13 protein-coding genes and 1 riboswitch are annotated in these 17,899 nt (G+C 54.9%); of the genes, 6 read left to right on the top strand and 7 right to left on the bottom strand.

What is annotated here, in order from left to right; translation table 11 throughout:
• Positions 1–5: 5 nt before the first annotated feature.
• From ACMGGS_RS05585 to argE, 5 genes are all read right to left on the bottom strand, one after another.
• Positions 6–1,316 carry a serine dehydratase subunit alpha family protein gene (locus tag ACMGGS_RS05585; RefSeq protein ID WP_414165343.1) on the bottom strand — a complete coding sequence of 437 codons (1,311 nt, stop codon included), beginning with the start codon at positions 1,314–1,316 and terminating at the stop codon, positions 6–8.
• Positions 1,317–1,339: 23 nt separating this feature from the next.
• Positions 1,340–2,671, bottom strand: a complete 1,332-nt coding sequence (locus tag ACMGGS_RS05580) for a hypothetical protein (RefSeq protein ID WP_414165342.1) — start codon at positions 2,669–2,671, stop codon at positions 1,340–1,342.
• Between the two features lie 403 nt (positions 2,672–3,074).
• Positions 3,075–4,808, bottom strand: coding sequence for a phosphoethanolamine transferase CptA (locus tag ACMGGS_RS05575; RefSeq protein ID WP_414165341.1), 1,734 nt, complete (start codon positions 4,806–4,808; stop codon positions 3,075–3,077).
• Positions 4,809–4,962: 154 nt separating this feature from the next.
• Positions 4,963–7,614 carry a phosphoenolpyruvate carboxylase gene (ppc, locus tag ACMGGS_RS05570; RefSeq protein ID WP_176919664.1) on the bottom strand — a complete coding sequence of 884 codons (2,652 nt, stop codon included), beginning with the start codon at positions 7,612–7,614 and terminating at the stop codon, positions 4,963–4,965.
• Positions 7,615–7,846: 232 nt separating this feature from the next.
• Complete coding sequence (argE, locus tag ACMGGS_RS05565; protein WP_176919665.1) at positions 7,847–8,998, bottom strand: acetylornithine deacetylase; 1,152 nt, start codon at positions 8,996–8,998, stop codon at positions 7,847–7,849.
• Between the two features lie 177 nt (positions 8,999–9,175).
• On the opposite strand from argE, the gene argC reads away from it, so the two are divergent.
• From argC to oxyR, 4 genes are all read left to right on the top strand, one after another.
• Positions 9,176–10,180: an N-acetyl-gamma-glutamyl-phosphate reductase gene (argC, locus tag ACMGGS_RS05560; RefSeq protein ID WP_414165340.1), complete on the top strand. Its 1,005-nt coding sequence runs from the start codon at positions 9,176–9,178 to the stop codon at positions 10,178–10,180.
• 10 nt (positions 10,181–10,190) lie between these two features.
• Positions 10,191–10,964, top strand: coding sequence for an acetylglutamate kinase (argB, locus tag ACMGGS_RS05555; protein WP_414165339.1), 774 nt, complete (start codon positions 10,191–10,193; stop codon positions 10,962–10,964).
• Positions 10,965–11,089: 125 nt separating this feature from the next.
• A complete protein-coding gene (gene argH, locus ACMGGS_RS05550; RefSeq protein ID WP_414165338.1) occupies positions 11,090–12,463 on the top strand; it encodes an argininosuccinate lyase in 1,374 nt (457 codons plus the stop codon).
• 440 nt (positions 12,464–12,903) lie between these two features.
• Positions 12,904–13,821 carry a DNA-binding transcriptional regulator OxyR gene (gene oxyR / locus ACMGGS_RS05545; protein ID WP_414165337.1) on the top strand — a complete coding sequence of 306 codons (918 nt, stop codon included), beginning with the start codon at positions 12,904–12,906 and terminating at the stop codon, positions 13,819–13,821.
• On the opposite strand, the gene sthA is transcribed toward oxyR, so the two are convergent.
• Positions 13,804–15,204, bottom strand: a complete 1,401-nt coding sequence (gene sthA / locus ACMGGS_RS05540) for a Si-specific NAD(P)(+) transhydrogenase (protein ID WP_176919670.1) — start codon at positions 15,202–15,204, stop codon at positions 13,804–13,806. The genes oxyR and sthA overlap by 18 nt on opposite strands.
• A 196-nt stretch (positions 15,205–15,400) precedes the next feature.
• Between sthA and fabR the strand changes: the two genes are divergently transcribed.
• Together fabR and ACMGGS_RS05530 are read left to right on the top strand one after the other, a co-directional pair.
• Positions 15,401–16,048: an HTH-type transcriptional repressor FabR gene (gene fabR, locus ACMGGS_RS05535; RefSeq protein WP_176919671.1), complete on the top strand. Its 648-nt coding sequence runs from the start codon at positions 15,401–15,403 to the stop codon at positions 16,046–16,048.
• The gene (locus ACMGGS_RS05530) at positions 16,048–16,407 is read left to right on the top strand and encodes a YijD family membrane protein (RefSeq protein ID WP_176919672.1); all 360 of its coding nucleotides are present in this window, start codon (positions 16,048–16,050) and stop codon (positions 16,405–16,407) included. Before fabR ends, ACMGGS_RS05530 begins: the two co-directional genes overlap by 1 nt.
• Positions 16,408–16,512: 105 nt before the next feature.
• On the opposite strand, the gene trmA is transcribed toward ACMGGS_RS05530, so the two are convergent.
• Positions 16,513–17,613 (bottom strand): tRNA (uridine(54)-C5)-methyltransferase TrmA, encoded by a 1,101-nt coding sequence (gene trmA, locus ACMGGS_RS05525; protein ID WP_414165336.1) that lies wholly within the window; start codon positions 17,611–17,613, stop codon positions 16,513–16,515.
• Positions 17,614–17,717: 104 nt separating this feature from the next.
• Positions 17,718–17,898, top strand: a riboswitch (cobalamin riboswitch).
• Position 17,899 lies beyond the last annotated feature (1 nt).

Here is a 17,899-nt window from a genome sequence, read left to right as displayed (position 1 = left end):
TAAGGTTAATGCGCTTTATTCGCCATAATTTCAATAATCTGCCGGTCGGTTTGTTGCATTGACTGACAGGCCAGCGCACACAGGTTGGCGATGGACTGCTCAACGTCGTGCGCCACAATCCCTTCATTCCCGGTGACGGCGGTGTTGTCCAGCGCCATCAGTACCGCTTTCCATGCCGCCGACGCGCTGGTGGACACCTTCATCGCACAGCTATTCGACGCACCGTCGCAGATCATACCGCTAACATCACCAATCATATTGCTGATGGCCATGGCGATAGTCTCGTAACGCCCGTCCACCAGCCATGCCATGCCTGCCGCTGCGCCCATGGAGGCCGTCGTGGCAGCGCATAGCGCTGATAACGTTGGCAACTGATGATGAATATAAATCGCGCTCAGGTGCGAGAGCATCAGCGCACGCGCCAGTTTTTCCTCGTCGGCATTGAAGTATTCCGCCACCACCATGACTGGCAGGGTGGCGGCGATCCCCTGATTGCCGGAGCCGGAGTTGCTCATGGCGGGTAGCGTTGCGCCTCCCATCCGCGCATCGGAGGCGGCGCTGGTACGGATCACAATCGCGGTGGAGAGATCGTCAGCCAGTAATCCCTTAGCGCACTGTTTTTCCAGCGTCGCGCCGATATGCAGCCCCCACTGACCGTTTAATCCTTCTTGTGACAATGCGCCGTTTAAACGGGCAGCCTCAAGAATAAAGAGGATATGCTTCAGAGGAACAAGATTTGCAAAACGCAAAATGTCCGCCAGCGAAGCACCGGAAAGTGCGGCAAGCGGCGAGTCTGTTAACGCCTGCTGCGAGTGCTCGTCCAGGCTAAACAGCCGCCCGTTCTGGTTTTCAATGGCGACGATGCGGGTATGGCCACCGATAATCGTCGTGCTGGCCCATGTCTCACCGCACCAGACCCTGACGCGAGAGTAAAGAATATCGTCGCAAGGGTCCTGAATCATCACGCGCACTTTCCCTGCCGCTAATAGCGCTTTGGCATCGGCCACGGCCTCAGGCGACGCGGCTTTAAGGACTTCCAGTCCTGCGTCGGCATCGCCCCCCAGCGCCCCCAGCGCAGCGGCGACGGGCAGGCCGACCATTCCTGTTCCCGGAACGGTCACACCCATGCCGTTTTTCATCAGGTTTGGTGACACCCAGGCTTCAATGCGTTCTGGTTTCCCCTCCAGATTTGCCGCAGAGACCGCCGCCGCCAGCGCCAGTGAAATAGGTTCGGTACAGCCGAGCGCGGGCTTTACTTCTTCACGCACCGCCTCGATAAAACTGTCCCATAGTGGATTCATTGTAGACTCAAACATAGCCATAACCTTTTACACATACATCAGGAAAATGCGAGGAACGGGGAGACGCACAGCAGCAGACCCGTCACGATAATAATGGCCAGCGAGACGCCTTTATATTTATGCAGGGCCGGAACCTGATAGACCAGCCATGCCGGGATTAAACAGCCCACCAGACCGAATATCGGGCTACAGATTGAGGTGAAACTCAGGACCGGAGCATTAAGCACGATGGCGCTCCACGCCAGCAAAATAGCGAAAAGCATAATGCCGCGCTGCACCCATTGTTCATTGATGCGGTCCGCCGGATATTTACGGCGCAGCAGGTTCATGACGATCCCCTGCGTGGCTTCGCGGAAACCCAGATAGACGCCAAAAAAAGCGGTCATCACGGCGAAAATGTTCAGGATCACGCTGACGATTTTTACCCAACCCGCGCCCGCGCCGCTAATAAATTGTGCGGCGATTGCCAGCGCGGAAATATTTTGTTCCTGGGCTTTTACCGCTTCGTCGTGGCCCATCGCCAGCGTAAACGAAACGGCATAGAAGAAGACGGTCACGAAGAGAATGCCGAAAGCGATATTCATGGCCCGCAACGCTTTATAGCGCGCCACTTCAATGGATTTTTCCCGCGAACGGTAGGAGATGACCATCGGGCTTAACGTCTGAATAAACAGAATCGAGGTCAGTGTAAAGGGCAGCGTGATAATGGCATTTTTGATTAACAGCCCCAGCGGCGGAAGTGCGCCAACGTTATACAGATGCCACATACCGACCATTGCGACGCCGAGCGCGGCGACCACCAGTAATTTGGTGAGCACCATGCCGGTTGAAATTTTAAACAATAACTTTTCACCGCGGGATGAAATGGCGACCAGAATACAAATTAGCACCAGACCATAAAACGGATTTTCGGAGAGCAGCGTGTCCGTTACGCCAAAGGTATGCAAATAGGAAGCGCTGTCGTTAGTGATGGCAGTGGAATAAACAAACATCCAGATCACCAGCATCACAAAATAGAGTGCGCCTAACAAAATGCCCCAGTTTTTACCCAGATAGCCGCTAATAACGCTTGGATAATCTTTACACTCCGGCGATTCTGCAAGGGTGTTAATAAAGAGACGCTGAAAAAGGTACATCGCCGGATAGCCAATAATTGAGGACAGCAGGAATACCCACAACCCCATCAGGCCGACCTGAACGGGTAAAAAGACAATGCCCGCACCAATGGCCATGCCAATACTCATAATGACCCATCCGGTGTCGGTACTGTCGAATTTTGTCGCTTCACGCCATTCACTCTCGCTCATATCACTCCGCCGACGAGAAGCGGGCGTCTCAATAACTACGCTGTTTTTATTAACAGTTTCCATAACGTTTTCGCTCAATAGGATAAGAAGTTTATGTTTTTATTGCCGTGAAAATAGCGAGCGATGCGCGGCAGGGTATGAGCAGGTACTTTTCTTATAATGGAGGCATCATACGCGAGCGCAGGGAGAAAATTTTCGCCAATCTCAGGAGTAAAATGCTTATTTTTGGAAATTTAAGCTCTAATTAAATTAATTATCAGGAAAGTATTCTATCACTTGTGTATGTGGGAGGCCGATCACACTTCATAAAAATAGCCAGACCTTCCTGGCAGAAGGTCTGTGTTAACCATTACAGCGTCAATTGCCGGTGGCCGGGTGATAGCTTCACAGCCAGTCAGCGAAGGTGACTGATCGTGGTATATGGCTCTGAAAAAGGCCATCCTGAACAGGATGGCCCGCTGAAAAATTACTGGTTGCCGGTTAGCGTGCCAAAAGGGAGCGAATCGTAGTCAATCAGGGCCTTTTTCTTATAGGGATTACCAATCCAGCGCGTTTTCTGCACAAATTGCGGGCTGACAATCGAGCGCGTTGGATCGTACCCGGTGTAGCTTAATCCCGCCAGATCCGACCAGGTATGGATAAGCTCAGAACTGCTGTACTTGCGATTCACGTCGCCGGAGACATCGCGCGGATGCGCCGCCTGCCATTTTTCTGACGTCCACAGCAGGAAGGGGATCGTGTACATATGGCGCGTCGGCGCTTCTTCGTTGCGCCCCTGCGTATGATGCGGCGGTGTGTCGTACACTTCTTCCCCATGATCGGAGAAATAGAGCAGGAAACCGTTAGGATCGGTCGCCTTATAATCCTTAATCAGGCTGGCAACAACATGATCGTTATAGCGGTTGGCGTTGTCATAGTCGTTATATGCTTCCCGCTCTTCAGCGCTTAACCCGGCGGGCAGGTCATCGGTTTTGCCGTCGAATATGCCTTCGTTCTCCGGATAACGGTATTTGTACTTAATATGCGTTCCCAGCAAATGCACGATGATGAATTTTTTTGGCGCGGGGTCGGCCAGCACTTCTTTAAACGGTGCCAGCACGTTGGTGTCATACTCACGGGCGCTCTGCATCCGCTCCTGATTCATATAGAACTGCTTATCGGTCTGCTTCGAGAATACCGTCAGCATGGTGTTACGCGCGGTCAACGTCTGCTGGTTGGTGATCCAGAACGTTTTATAGCCCGCCTGCTTCATCATGTTCATCAGCGACGGCTGCGTCAGATACAGATCGGGATGCTTCTCGTCGGCGAATGTCAGCGCCTGTTGCAGGATCTCGATGGTGTAGGGGCGTGAGGTCACCACATTATTGAATACGGTAAGCTGTTTATCGGTTTTATGCAGCGCGTCCAGCTCCGGCGTGGTTTCACGCGGGTAGCCGTACAGGCTCATGCGGCCGCGCTGAGTGGATTCGCCGATTACCAGCACCAGCGTGCGCGGCATATTGCCCGAACTGTCCTGTAAATTTTTCAGTGGGGCGAGGGCGCTGTTTTTATCCAGCAGACGGTTCAGGCTATCCAACTGGCGACGGTACTGATAATAGCCAGTGACAAATTGCCACGGCGCGGCAGGTTCCAGACGCGTCGAGAGTGAAGCGACCGACCGCTCGAATGACTTATCTTTTATCAGCATACTGCTGGCGACAGGATTCAGGATCAGTCCGTAGAGCAGGGCAAAAGAGACCACCCAGCGCCACGGCTTAGGGATATAAATTGGGCGCAGACGCGACCACAGCAGGATAGTGACCGCCGTATAAGCAACGGCCACCAGCACCAGCTTCAGGCTGAAATACTGGCTGAAGTATTCACTGGCTTCGCTGGCGTTAGTTTCAAACATCACAAACAGAACGCTTTGCGAAAATTCCTGCCCGTAAATCACGTAGTAACTCAGCACCGCGATGGACGAGGCCCACAGCACGACGCCGATAACGGCGGCAATAATGCGGGTACGTTGCGGAAACAGAAAAAGCGGAACGAGCCATAGCGAACTGAACAGTAACGAGTCGCGCAGACCGTTAGTACCGCTAAAACCGCTGAAGGTAATAACGGCCTGAAGCGCCGTGGAGAAAAAACAAAAGTAGAGTAAAGCCCAGCCGAAGGCTTTCCAGCTGAACGCGTGTTCAGACTGAGGTTGTGCGGAAGACATACGTTAGACCTGTAAAAAATTTTACCGGCAAGCGTAGCGGCCGAACATTAAGCCAACCTTAAATTTTGTATGACAAAGACGGAAGTTAACATCAGGGGGGAGGGAAAGGGAAAACACCTCTTGCACCTGGCGGGCGCAAGAGGTGTGAGGGAGATTAGCCCGTATTACGCATACCGGCGGCCACGCCTGCGATGGTGACCATCAGCGCCTGTTCAACGCGCGGGTCCGGCTCTTTGCCTTCTTCCTCGGCGCGGCGCGAACGGTGCAGCAGCTCGGCTTGCAGGACGTTCAGGGGATCGGTATAGACGTTACGCAACTGGATAGACTCAGCAATCCACGGCAGATCCGCCATCAGATGCGAATCGTTGGCGATAGCCAGCACCACTTTGATGTCATCTTCCAGCAGTTCACGCAGCTCGACGCCCAGCGGCCAGAGTTCCTTTTTCACCAGGCGCTGATCGTAGTATTCCGCCAGCCACAGGTCGGCTTTGGAATAAACCATTTCCAGCATCCCCAGACGGGTCGAGAAGAACGGCCAGTCGCGACACATTGCTTCCAGTTCGCTCTGCTTGCCGTCTTCCACCACTTTTTGCAGCGCCGCGCCGGCACCCAGCCAGGCAGGGAGCATCAGGCGGTTCTGCGTCCAGGCGAAGATCCACGGAATAGCGCGCAGTGATTCCACGCCGCCGGTCGGACGACGTTTTGCCGGACGCGAACCGAGCGGCAGTTTGCCCAGCTCCTGCTCTGGCGTCGCGGAACGGAAGTAAGGCACGAAATCTTCATTTTCACGGACAAAGCCGCGATACATATCGCAGGAGATGTCAGAAAGCTCATCCATGATATGACGCCATGCCTCTTTCGGCTCCGGCGGTGGCAGCAGGTTGGCTTCCAGAATCGCCCCGGTGTAGAGCGACAGGCTGCTGATGGTGATCTCCGGCAGGCCGTATTTAAAGCGGATCATCTCGCCCTGCTCGGTCACGCGCAGACCGCCTTTCAGGCTGCCCGGCGGTTGTGAGAGCAGTGCCGCGTGGGCCGGTGCACCGCCGCGACCAATCGAGCCACCGCGACCGTGGAACAGGGTCAGCTCAATACCGGCTTTTTCACAGGTCTTGATAAGCGCATCCTGTGCCTGATACTGCGCCCAGGAGGCGGCCATGACGCCCGCATCTTTTGCCGAGTCAGAGTAGCCGATCATAACCATCTGCTTGCCCTGAATAAAGCCGCGATACCAGTCGATATTGAGTAACTGGCTCATCACATCGTTGGCGTTGTTCAGGTCGTCCAGCGTTTCAAACAACGGCGCAACAGGCAGCGCGAAGCCGATGCCCGCTTCTTTCAGCAGCAGATGAACGGCCAGGACGTCGGACGGCGTTTTCGCCATCGAAATGACGTAGGCAGCAACAGAGCCATACGGCGCTTCGGCGATCACTTTGCAGGTGTCGAGCACTTCGCGGGTCTCTTCGCTCGGCTCCCACTGGCGCGGAAGCAATGGGCGTTTAGAGTTCAGCTCGCGGATCAGGAACGCCTGCTTATCGGATTCCGACCAGCTTTCGTAGTCGCCAATGCCGAGATAGCGGGTCAGTTCGCCCAGCGCTTCGGTATGACGGGTGCTCTCCTGACGAATATCAATACGCACCAGCGGGACGCCGAAACACTTCACGCGTCGCAGCGTGTCGAGCAGTTCGCCATTGGCGATAATGCCGAGACCACAGGCCTGAAGCGATTGATAGCAGGCGTAGAGCGGCTCCCACAATTGCTCATTCTGCGTCAGCAGCCCGGTCGGTTTTGGCAGACGCTGGCCTTTAAGACGTGCTTCCAGCCAGGTCTGCGTCGCCATCAACTGACCGCGCAGGTTTTTCAGCAGGTAGCGATAAGGCTCCTGCGCGCCCGCTTCGCCGACACGTTCGCGCAGTTCGTCGCTGCATTCGACCATCGACAGTTCGGAGATCAAGAGCTGAATGTCTTTCAGGAACAGGTCGGTGGCTTTCCAGCGGCTCAGCAACAGAACGTGGCGAGAAATATCAGCGGTAACGTTCGGGTTGCCGTCACGATCGCCGCCCATCCACGAGGTGAAGCGTACCGGGACAAAATCCACGGGCAGTTTGTAGCCCAGATGTTCTTCCAGTTGTTCGTTCAGCTCGCGCAGGTAATTCGGTACCCCTTCCCACAGGCTGTTTTCAACGACCGCAAACCCCCATTTGGCTTCATCGACCGGGCTTGGGCGATGTTTACGAATTTCATCGGTATGCCATGACTGGGCGATCAGCTGACGCAGACGGCGCATCAGCTGGTTACGTTCGTAATCCACCAGATCGTTGTTATCAAGCTGCTTGAGGCAGGCGTTCACCTCGCCCATCTTGTGAATCAGCGTGCGGCGGGTAATTTCCGTCGGGTGCGCGGTCAGTACCAGCTCCAGCGACAGGGACTCGACGGCTTTTTTGATGATCGTTTCGTTCAGTTCGGGCTGGTTTTTCAGTTTCTTCAGGGTGCGGGCAATGATTTCCGGATTGCTGGCACCTTCACCTTTCGGCGAGATGCTGTGGTACTGCTCGGCGGTATTTGCCAGATTTAAAAACTGGCTGAAGGCGCGGGCTACCGGCAGCAGCTCGTCATTCGACAGGTTTTGCAGGGTAGTGAGCAACTCCTGACGGTTAGCCTCATTACCGGCGCGGGAGGATTTAGACAGCTTACGGATGGTCTCTACGCGGTCGAGAATGTTCTCTCCCAGCGCATCTTTAATGGTCTCTCCCAGCAGCTTGCCGAGCATACTGACATTACTACGCAATGCGGAATATTGTTCGTTCATGTTACCCAGACACCCCATTCATTTTATTTTGTTATACCCAATTCTCTGCAACAGGAAGCATCGGGTATATGACATCGTCTTTTATAAAGCCACGTAAAACCCCTGACGTCAATTGCTGCGAAATCGCTTCAGCAAACGAATAAATCGCCGCAATTTACGAAAGTTAACTCACTGGCGAACAGATAAGTTGCGCTTATATAAATCGCCTGATTTTCTCCCTTTTTTGCCGGGATCAGTGCCAGCAAAAGTGGTGCACCACCTGAGTAATCAACTCGCGGGTGGGCTTGATAAAGCGCGTTTCCAGATACTCATCCGGCTGATGGGCCTGATTGATTGACCCCGGACCCAGTACCAGCGTTGGACACAGCGTCTGAATGAACGGCGCTTCGGTACAGTAGTTCACGACTTCGGTCTGTGCGCCGAGTAGCTTCTCGACCACCTGCACCAGTTGATGATCCGGTGGGCACTCGTAGCCAGGGATCGGCGGATGCAGTTCTGCCACGTTCAGGCGGCCCGGCCAGCGCTCGCTAACGGGGGCAAGCGCTTCATTCAGCAGGCCGTTCAAATCGTCGAGGGTCATGCCCGGCAGCGGACGGATGTCCATATGCAGTTCGCAGCAGGCACAGATACGGTTTGCCGCGTCGCCGCCGTGGATAGCGCCCAGATTCAGCGTCGGATACGGAACGGTAAACGCCTCATAGTGATAGCGCTCTTTCAGGTCGTCGCGCAGTTGCATAATCCGCCCGATGGCGTCGTGCATCAGCTCAATGGCATTGACGCCGCGCGCCGGATCGCTGGAGTGGCCGGACTGCCCGAGCACGCGGATCGCATTGGAAATATGCCCTTTATGCGCGCGTACCGGCTGCAATGAGGTTGGCTCGCCGATGATGGCGCAGTCCGGGCGCAGGGCGGTGCTTTCAGAGAAGTAGCGCGCGCCGGCCATGCTGGTCTCTTCATCGGCGGTCGCCAGAATATAGAGCGGCTTTTTCAGTTGCGTCACGTCTACATCGCGCAGGGCATCGAGGATAAAAGCAAAGAAGCCTTTCATATCCGCCGTGCCGAGGCCGTAGAGCTTGCCTTCATGCTCGGTCAGGGTGAAGGGATCGCGCGTCCAGCGACCATCGTCAAAAGGCACCGTGTCGGTATGTCCGGCGAGTAATAGCCCGCCCGCGCCGTGCCCAATGCTGGCCAGCATATTGAATTTGTTGCGCGTGTCCGGCACTGGCTGCACTTCAACGTTAAATCCCAAATCGCCAAACCAGCCTGCCAGCAGATTGATTAAAGACGCATTACTCTGATCAAGCGCTTCTTCCGTCGCGCTGATGGACGGTGTAGCAATCAGGGCGCGGTAAATCTCGATAAATGGTGGTAAGTTCTTTTTCATTGTTGACACGCCTCGGGTCATGATAGTATCAATATTCATGCAGTATTTATGAATAAAAATACATTATCGTTGAGCATAAGAAAACCCACCGTCTATAAGGTGATGTTAATACGCTGAACAGGGTTAGGGAGATTTCGGTCTTCCCAGGCAAACAGACGCAGAAGGTGAACCGCCCCGATGTTAAATACGCTGATTGTGGGTGCCAGTGGTTATGCTGGCGCAGAGCTTGTGACCTATGTAAATCGCCATCCTGATATGACCATAACCGCTTTGACCGTCTCAGCGCAAAGCAATGATGCAGGAAAGTTAATCTCCGATTTGCATCCACAACTTAAAGGCATCGTCGATCTACCCCTGCAACCGATGTCTGATATCAGCGAGTTTAGCGCAGGTGTGGACGTGGTGTTTCTCGCCACCGCTCACCAGGTCAGCCACGATCTCGCCCCGCAGTTTCTGGCGGCAGGCTGCGTGGTGTTCGATCTTTCCGGCGCGTTCCGGGTCAACGATCTTGCCTTTTATGAAAAGTATTATGGCTTCACGCATCAGCATCCTGAACTGCTTGAGCAGGCGGTCTACGGGCTGGCGGAATGGAATACCGATCGCTTAAAAGACGCTAACCTGATTGCCGTGCCGGGTTGCTATCCGACGGCGGCGCAGCTGTCGCTGAAACCGCTGATTAACGCTGATTTGCTGGATCTCACCCAGTGGCCGGTCATCAACGCCACCAGCGGCGTAAGCGGGGCGGGGCGCAAGGCGGCACTCTCCAACAGCTTTTGCGAAGTCAGTCTGCAACCTTACGGCATCTTTAATCACCGCCACCACCCGGAAATCAGCACCCATCTTGGTACGGATGTGATCTTTACGCCGCACCTGGGGAGCTTTCCACGCGGCATTCTGGAAACCATTACCTGCCGCCTGAAGCCCGGCGTGACGCAGCCGCAGGTGGCCGGGGCTTTCCAGCAAGCGTATGGTGATAAACCGCTGGTTCGCCTGTATGAGAAAGGCGTGCCGGCGCTGAAAAACGTGGTGGGTCTGCCGTTCTGCGATATCGGCTTTGCGGTTCAGGGCGAACACCTGATCGTCGTGGCGGCGGAAGATAATCTGCTGAAAGGCGCGGCGGCGCAGGCGATGCAGTGCGCAAATATTCGTTTCGGCTTTGCTGAAACTCAGTCTCTTATTTAAGGGTACGGTTATGAATCCATTAATTATCAAACTTGGTGGCGTACTGCTGGATAGCGAAGAGGCGCTGGAGCGTCTGTTTACTGCGCTGGTGAACTATCGTGAGTCGCATCAACGTCCGTTGATTATCGTGCACGGCGGCGGCTGCGTGGTGGATGAGCTAATGAAGCAGCTTAACCTGCCGGTGCAAAAGAAAAACGGCCTGCGCGTCACGCCTGCCGATCAAATCGACATTATCACCGGCGCGCTGGCGGGGACGGCCAATAAAACGCTGCTGGCGTGGGCGAAGAAACATCAGATTGCTTCGGTAGGTCTGTTCCTGGGCGACGGCGACAGCGTTAAGGTCACACAGCTTGATGAAGCGCTGGGGCATGTCGGGCTGGCGCAGCCGGGTTCACCGAAACTCATTAACACGCTGCTGGAGAGCGGTTTTCTCCCGATAGTGAGTTCCATCGGCGTCACCGAAGAAGGGCAGTTGATGAACGTCAATGCCGACCAGGCCGCTACCGCGCTTGCGGCAACGCTGGGGGCCGATTTGATCCTGCTCTCTGACGTGAGCGGCATTCTCGACGGCAAAGGGCAGCGCATTGCGGAGATGACCGCTGCGAAAGCGGAACAGCTCATTGCGCAGGGAATTATTACTGACGGCATGATCGTAAAAGTGAATGCGGCACTGGACGCGGCACGCACCCTTGGTCGTCCGGTGGATATCGCCTCCTGGCGGCATGCTGAGCAGTTGCCAGCACTATTTAACGGCACGTCGATCGGTACACGTATTACGGCGTAACCCGATAGCGGCTGCGCCTTATCGGGGCTTTCTGTAAGCCGGATAAGCGCAGCGCCATCCGGCAGTAAACTCGAAGAATACAGGCCGGGCAACCCGGCAACATTAACGAATAAAGGAAGCATGTTATGGCACTTTGGGGCGGGCGTTTTACACAGGCAGCGGATCAACGGTTCAAACAGTTCAACGACTCTTTGCGCTTTGATTATCGCCTGGCCGAGCAGGATATCGTTGGCTCTGTGGCCTGGTCAAAAGCGCTGGTAACCGTGGGCGTGCTCACCGCTGACGAGCAACTACAGCTGGAAGACGCACTGAACGTGCTGCTGGAAGAAGTGCGCGTTAATCCTGAGCAGATCCTGGAAAGCGATGCGGAAGATATTCACAGCTGGGTCGAAGGTAAGCTGATCGATAAAGTCGGTCAGTTAGGCAAGAAGCTCCATACCGGGCGCAGCCGTAACGATCAGGTCGCGACCGATCTGAAATTATGGTGCAAGCAAACCGTCGGCGAACTGCTGACCGCCAGCCGTCAACTCCAGAGCGCGCTGGTGGAAACCGCACAGCACAATCAGGATGCGGTAATGCCGGGATACACCCATCTTCAGCGTGCGCAGCCGGTGACGTTTGCCCACTGGTGTCTGGCGTATGTTGAAATGCTGGCGCGGGATGAAAGCCGTCTTCAGGATGCGCTCAAACGTCTGGACGTCAGCCCGCTGGGCTGCGGCGCACTGGCCGGTACCGCCTATGAAATTGACCGTGAACAGCTGGCGGGCTGGCTGGGTTTTGCCTCGGCAACCCGCAACAGCCTGGACAGCGTATCTGACCGCGATCACGTGCTGGAGCTGCTTTCTGACGCTTCCATTGGCATGGTGCATCTTTCCCGCTTTGCAGAAGATTTGATTTTCTTCAACACCGGCGAGGCCGGGTTTGTCGAGCTTTCCGATCGCGTGACCTCCGGTTCGTCCCTGATGCCGCAGAAGAAAAATCCGGATGCGCTGGAGCTTATCCGCGGTAAATGCGGCCGCGTGCAGGGCGCGTTGACCGGCATGATGATGACCCTGAAAGGTCTGCCGCTGGCGTATAACAAAGATATGCAGGAAGACAAAGAAGGGCTGTTCGACGCGCTCGATACCTGGCTGGATTGTCTGCATATGGCGGCACTGGTGCTTGACGGCATCCAGGTGAAACGTCCGCGCTGTCAGGAAGCGGCGCAACAGGGTTATGCGAACGCGACGGAGCTGGCGGATTATCTGGTGGCGAAAGGCGTACCGTTCCGTGAAGCGCACCATATTGTCGGTGAAGCGGTAGTAGAGGCGATTCGTCAGGGTAAACCGCTGGAGGATCTGCCGCTGGCCGATCTGCAAAAATTCAGCCCGGTAATTGGTGATGACGTCTATCCGATCCTCGCGCTGCAATCGTGCCTCGATAAACGCTCGGCTAAAGGCGGCGTGTCGCCACAGCAGGTGGCACAGGCGATTACGGATGCGCAGGCAAGGCTGGTGTAACGTACAGGCACAGTCCGGTTTCAAACCGCATCTGACTGCTGACAAACGTTATACCGTGGAATTATGCCTGGCGGCGCTGCGCTTGCACAGGCCTACAGATAACGAGTAATTTATTGATATTGTTGATTTTGTAGGCCGGGTAAGGCGAAGCCGCCACCCGCAAAACCGCGCAGAAAATAGCAAAACAGGTTTGTCACCAATCTCGCCCGGTTTCAAACCGGGTTTTTTTACGCAAAAAAATGCGGACCATCCGGTCCGCAAAAAATTCACGTTGGCTTTAGGTTCGAGAGAAACTCTCTGAAGGAGCAGTGGCTTCGAGGGTTAAACAAAGTACCGTCTCGCTTCTGATGACAATTATTGTACAGAGTGCTTGATAGGGATAATCGTTCATTGCTATTCTATCTATCGCCATGAACTATCGTGGCGATGGAGGATGAAGAATGAATATTCGCGATCTTGAATACCTTGTCGCACTGGCCGAGCACCGTCATTTCCGTCGGGCTGCCGATTCCTGTCACGTGAGCCAGCCCACGCTGAGCGGACAAATCCGTAAGCTGGAAGACGAGCTGGGCGTGATGCTGCTGGAGCGTACCAGCCGTAAAGTGCTGTTCACGCAGGCGGGATTGTTGCTGGTGGACCAGGCGCGTACCGTGCTGCGCGAGGTTAAAGTGCTCAAGGAGATGGCGAGCCAGCAGGGCGAGACCATGTCCGGGCCGCTGCATATCGGTCTGATCCCGACGGTCGGTCCTTATCTGCTGCCGCAGATTATCCCAATGCTGCACCAATCGTTCCCTAAACTGGAGATGTACCTGCATGAAGCGCAGACGCATCAGCTACTGGCGCAGCTCGACAGCGGTAAACTTGACTGTGCGATCCTGGCGCTGGTGAAAGAGAGTGAGTCCTTTATTGAAGTGCCGCTCTTTGACGAACCGATGAAGCTGGCGATCTACGAAGATCACCCGTGGGCCGGACGCGATCGCGTGCCGATGTCCGATCTGGCCGGTGAAAAGCTGCTGATGCTGGAAGACGGCCACTGCCTGCGCGATCAGGCGATGGGCTTCTGTTTTGAAGCGGGCGCGGATGAAGATACACATTTCCGTGCGACCAGTCTGGAGACACTGCGTAATATGGTGGCGGCGGGAAGCGGTATTACGCTGCTGCCTGCGCTTTCAGTGCCGCAGGAACGTCAGCGCGATGGCGTGGTTTACCTGCCATGTATCAAGCCGGAACCGCGCCGCACCGTTGGGCTGGTTTATCGTCCAGGGTCGCCGCTACGTAGCCGCTATGAACAGCTGGCGGAGGCCATCCGTGAAAAAATGAATGGCCACTTCGACCAGGCGTTAAAACAGGCGGTTTAAGCCGTTCAGCGCCGCTACCCGATAGGCTTCGGCCATGGTCGGGTAGTTAAAGGTGGTGTTAACAAAATACTCAATCGTGTTACCGCCACCTTTCTGCTCCATAATCGCCTGGCCGATGTGAATAATTTCGGCCGCGCGCTCGCCAAAGCAGTGAATGCCCAGAATTTCTTTCGTTTCCCGATGGAACAGGATTTTCAGCGTGCCAACGTTCATGCCGACAATCTGCGCTCGCGCCAGATGCTTAAACTGCGCCCGGCCCACTTCATAAGGCACCTTCATTGCCGTGAGCTGCTGTTCGGTTTTACCGACGGAGCTGATTTCCGGGATGGTGTAGATGCCGGTGGGGATATCTTCTATCAGATGCGCGGTGGCTTCGCCTTTGCTCATCGCCTGAGCGGCGATACGTCCCTGATCGTAGGCGGCGGACGCCAGGCTCGGATAGCCAATCACATCGCCCACCGCGTAAACGTGCGGCAGCGCCGTCTGGTACATGCTATTCACCTTTAACAGCCCACGGCCATCGGCTTCCAGTCCGATATTTTCCAGCGCCAGCGAATCGGTGTTGCCGGTACGCCCGTTGGCGTACAGCAGGCAGTCTGCCTTCAGCTTTTTGCCGGATTGCAGGTGCATAATCACGCCATCGTCCATGCCTTCGATTTTCTCGTACTCTTCGTTATGGCGGATCACCACGCCACTGTTCCAGAAGTGATACGAAAGGGAATCCGACATCTCCTGATCGAGAAACGCCAGCAGACGATCGCGGGTGTTAATCAGATCGACTTTGACATCCATTCCCCGGAAGATCGACGCATATTCGCAGCCAATCACCCCCGCACCATAGATAATGACGTGGCGCGGCTCATGATGCAGACTCAAGATAGAATCGCTGTCGTAAATACGCGGGTGAGAAAAATCGACGTTAGCCGGGCGATATGGGCGAGAACCGCAGGCGATGACAAACTTTTCTGCCGTCAGCGTTTCCACCGAGCCATCCGGGCAGGCCAGCGCCAGGGTGTGATCGTCGACAAAACTGGCATCGCCCTGCAGGATTTCACAGTGGTTACGCTCGTAAAACCCCTGACGCATCCGCGTCTGTTGATTAATCACGTTATCCGCATGGTTAAGAATATCGGCAAACGAGGAACGTAAAAGGCGGGAGTGGTCGCTGTAGAGCGGGTTTTGATTAAATTCGATGATGCGGCTGACGGCGTGGCGGAGGGCTTTCGAGGGGATCGTGCCCCAGTGGGTACAGCCGCCGCCAACATTATGATAGCGCTCGATAACGGCAACGCGCGCTCCCTGCTTGACCAGTCCCATTGCAGCGCCTTCGCCGCCGGGGCCGGACCCAATAACAATGGCATCATAATCCCAGGAATGTGGCATGGTATGACTCACCTGTTTTTATACACAAAATAAACATGATGATAACATTTGCCGCTGTTTAACCCAATTATCGTTGTGCTTTTTTCCTGCAATAAAGCAGAAACAGCTCGTAAACAATCATTCACAACCTGTGCAAACCGATCTGTTTTGATCTCTGGTATAGTGCTTTCTGGGCCTTTGGAAGGATTCAGACATCGTGATGGGCGTTAGAGCGCAACAAAAAGAAAAAACCCGGCGTTCGCTGGTAGAAGCGGCATTCAGTCAACTGAGCGCGGAGCGTAGTTTCGCCAGCCTGAGTTTACGTGAAGTTGCGCGCGAAGCGGGAATTGCCCCGACGTCGTTTTATCGCCATTTCCGCGACGTGGATGAGCTTGGTCTGACAATGGTTGATGAAAGCGGTTTAATGCTGCGCCAACTGATGCGTCAGGCGCGCCAGCGCATTGCCAAAGGCGGCAGCGTGATCCGCACATCGGTCTCCACGTTTATGGAGTTCATTGGCAATAATCCAAACGCTTTTCGCCTGCTTTTGCGTGAGCGTTCTGGCACATCAAGCGCGTTTCGCGCTGCGGTGGCGCGTGAAATACAGCACTTTATTGCCGAACTTGCGGATTATCTGGAACTGGAAAGCCATATGCCGCGGGCCTTTACGGAAGCACAGGCGGAAGCGATGGTCACTATCGTATTTAGCGCAGGTGCCGAGGCGCTGGACGTGAGCGCAGAGCAGCGCAGACAACTAGAGGAGCGGCTGGTATTGCAGCTGCGGATGATCTCTAAGGGCGCATATTACTGGTATCGTCGGGAGCAGGAGAAACCGACTCAACATGCTGAGGAGAAAGAAAGGTAATGAAACAGACCGTTCAGGATCGAGGTACGTTGCTGCTGGCGCTGATCGCTGGCTTATCCATCAATGGCACATTCGCCGCGCTGTTCAGTTCCATCGTGCCATTCTCTGTGTTCCCCATTATTTCGCTGGTGCTGACGGTTTACTGTTTGCATCAGCGCTATCAAAATCGCACCATGCCCGTGGGGTTGCCGGGCCTGGCTGCTGGCTGTTTTATTCTGGGTATTTTGCTCTATAGCACGGTGGTGCGGGCAGAGTATCCAGCGATTGGCTCTAACTTCCTGCCCGCGGTGCTGTCGGTGATTCTGGTATTCTGGGTAGGGTTCCGGATGCGCAATCGTAAGCAGGAACTGTCGGAGTAATCTTGTCAGCCACGCTATCGTAATTTTGCCGGGAGGCGCAGCGCCTCCCGGCATTTAAGTCGTTGTAGGCCTGCGCAAGCGAAGCGCCGCCGGGCATTTAAGCACTCACTTTCGCGTCAGCAGCACGCCGCATTCCATATGATGAGTGTAGGGAAACTGATCGAACAGCGCCAGCCGCTCCACCTTGTGCGTCTGGCTCAGGGTATCAAGGTTCTTACACAACGTCTCCGGGTTACAGGAGATGTACAGAATGCGCGGATACGCCTGTACCATCTTCTCGGTTTCATTATCCAGCCCGCTGCGCGGTGGATCGACGAAAATAGTCTCACACCGGTAGCTTTTCAGGTCGATGTCCTGCAAGCGGTTAAATTCACGCACGCCGTTCATCGCCTGGGTGAACTCTTCCGCCGCCATACGAATAATCTGTACGTTATCAATGTGATTGGCGCTGATATTATACTGCGCCGCCGCGACGGACGGTTTAGCGATTTCGGTGGCTAATACACGGTCGAAATTGCGCGCCAGCGCCAGTGAGAAATTGCCGTTTCCGCAGTACAGTTCCAGCAAGTCGCCGGTCGAATTTTTCGTCGCATTCAGCGCCCATTCCAGCATCTGAATATTCATCGCCGCGTTCGGCTGGGTAAAACTATTCTCGACCTGACGATAGATCATCTCGCGGCCGCCAACCGGCAGACGTTCATCAATATAATCCTGGTCCAGTTCAATTTTGGTTTTGGTCGCCCGGCCAATCAAATGCACGTTCAGGTTCTGCGCGCGCAGGGCATCTCGCAGCGTTTCCGCCTCCTGACGCCATTCTTCATCCAGCTTTTTATGATAGAGGAGACTGATCACCGCCTGGTTACTGAGGGTAGTCAGGTAGTCGATCTGGAAAAGCTTATGACGCAACACGCGGTTATTGCGCACCCCTTCCATCATGGCAGCCATTAACTGATTAATTAATTCGCTGGCCGCCGGAAAGCTATCGACACGAATGCGACTTTTGGTCTGCTGATCGAACATGATGTGATACAGGTCGTCGCCGTCATGCCAGATGCGGAATTCCGCACGCATACGATAATGGCTGACCGGAGAACGGAACACCTCCGGAACCGGCGCGGCAAAAGGCGTCATCATACTTTGCAGGCGGACGACCTTTTCTGCCAGTTGCGCGTCGTACTGTTCTGTCGGGAGATGTTCGGGGGTCATAATGCATCCTGAATGATAAAGAATTACGCGGGGATTGTAGGGATTGCGCCGGGGATGTCCAGCCTTTATCAGTCATAGCAGTATGGACATCTATACGTGTCTAATTGTAGCATTCTGTTTCCGGTCTCCTGTGAGTGAAAAGGGAATCCAGTGTAAATCTGGAGCTGACGCGCAGCGGTAAAGACTGGCGGGATGAATGTTGTAGACACTGCGCAATGACGTGGGAAGTCTTCATCCGCAAAACGCCACCTAGCCCGAAGACCTGCCGGGATCACGTCGCATTTGG

The sequence above is a fragment of the Superficieibacter sp. BNK-5 genome (assembly GCF_047456055.1).
GTDB lineage: Bacteria > Pseudomonadota > Gammaproteobacteria > Enterobacterales > Enterobacteriaceae > Superficieibacter.
This window is presented reverse-complemented; position numbering and strand designations above follow the sequence as displayed.

Coding starts and splice junctions, on each gene's coding strand:
- sthA (WP_176919670.1), bottom strand. CDS start 15,204: ATGCCACATTCCTGGGATTATGATGCCATTGTTATTGGGTCCGGCCCC.
- argE (WP_176919665.1), bottom strand. CDS start 8,998: ATGAAAAAGAACTTACCACCATTTATCGAGATTTACCGCGCCCTGATT.
- trmA (WP_414165336.1), bottom strand. CDS start 17,613: ATGACCCCCGAACATCTCCCGACAGAACAGTACGACGCGCAACTGGCA.
- ACMGGS_RS05575 (WP_414165341.1), bottom strand. CDS start 4,808: ATGTCTTCCGCACAACCTCAGTCTGAACACGCGTTCAGCTGGAAAGCC.
- ACMGGS_RS05580 (WP_414165342.1), bottom strand. CDS start 2,671: ATGGAAACTGTTAATAAAAACAGCGTAGTTATTGAGACGCCCGCTTCT.
- ACMGGS_RS05585 (WP_414165343.1), bottom strand. CDS start 1,316: ATGTTTGAGTCTACAATGAATCCACTATGGGACAGTTTTATCGAGGCG.
- argC (WP_414165340.1), top strand. CDS start 9,176: ATGTTAAATACGCTGATTGTGGGTGCCAGTGGTTATGCTGGCGCAGAG.
- oxyR (WP_414165337.1), top strand. CDS start 12,904: ATGAATATTCGCGATCTTGAATACCTTGTCGCACTGGCCGAGCACCGT.
- argB (WP_414165339.1), top strand. CDS start 10,191: ATGAATCCATTAATTATCAAACTTGGTGGCGTACTGCTGGATAGCGAA.
- ACMGGS_RS05530 (WP_176919672.1), top strand. CDS start 16,048: ATGAAACAGACCGTTCAGGATCGAGGTACGTTGCTGCTGGCGCTGATC.
- ppc (WP_176919664.1), bottom strand. CDS start 7,614: ATGAACGAACAATATTCCGCATTGCGTAGTAATGTCAGTATGCTCGGC.
- argH (WP_414165338.1), top strand. CDS start 11,090: ATGGCACTTTGGGGCGGGCGTTTTACACAGGCAGCGGATCAACGGTTC.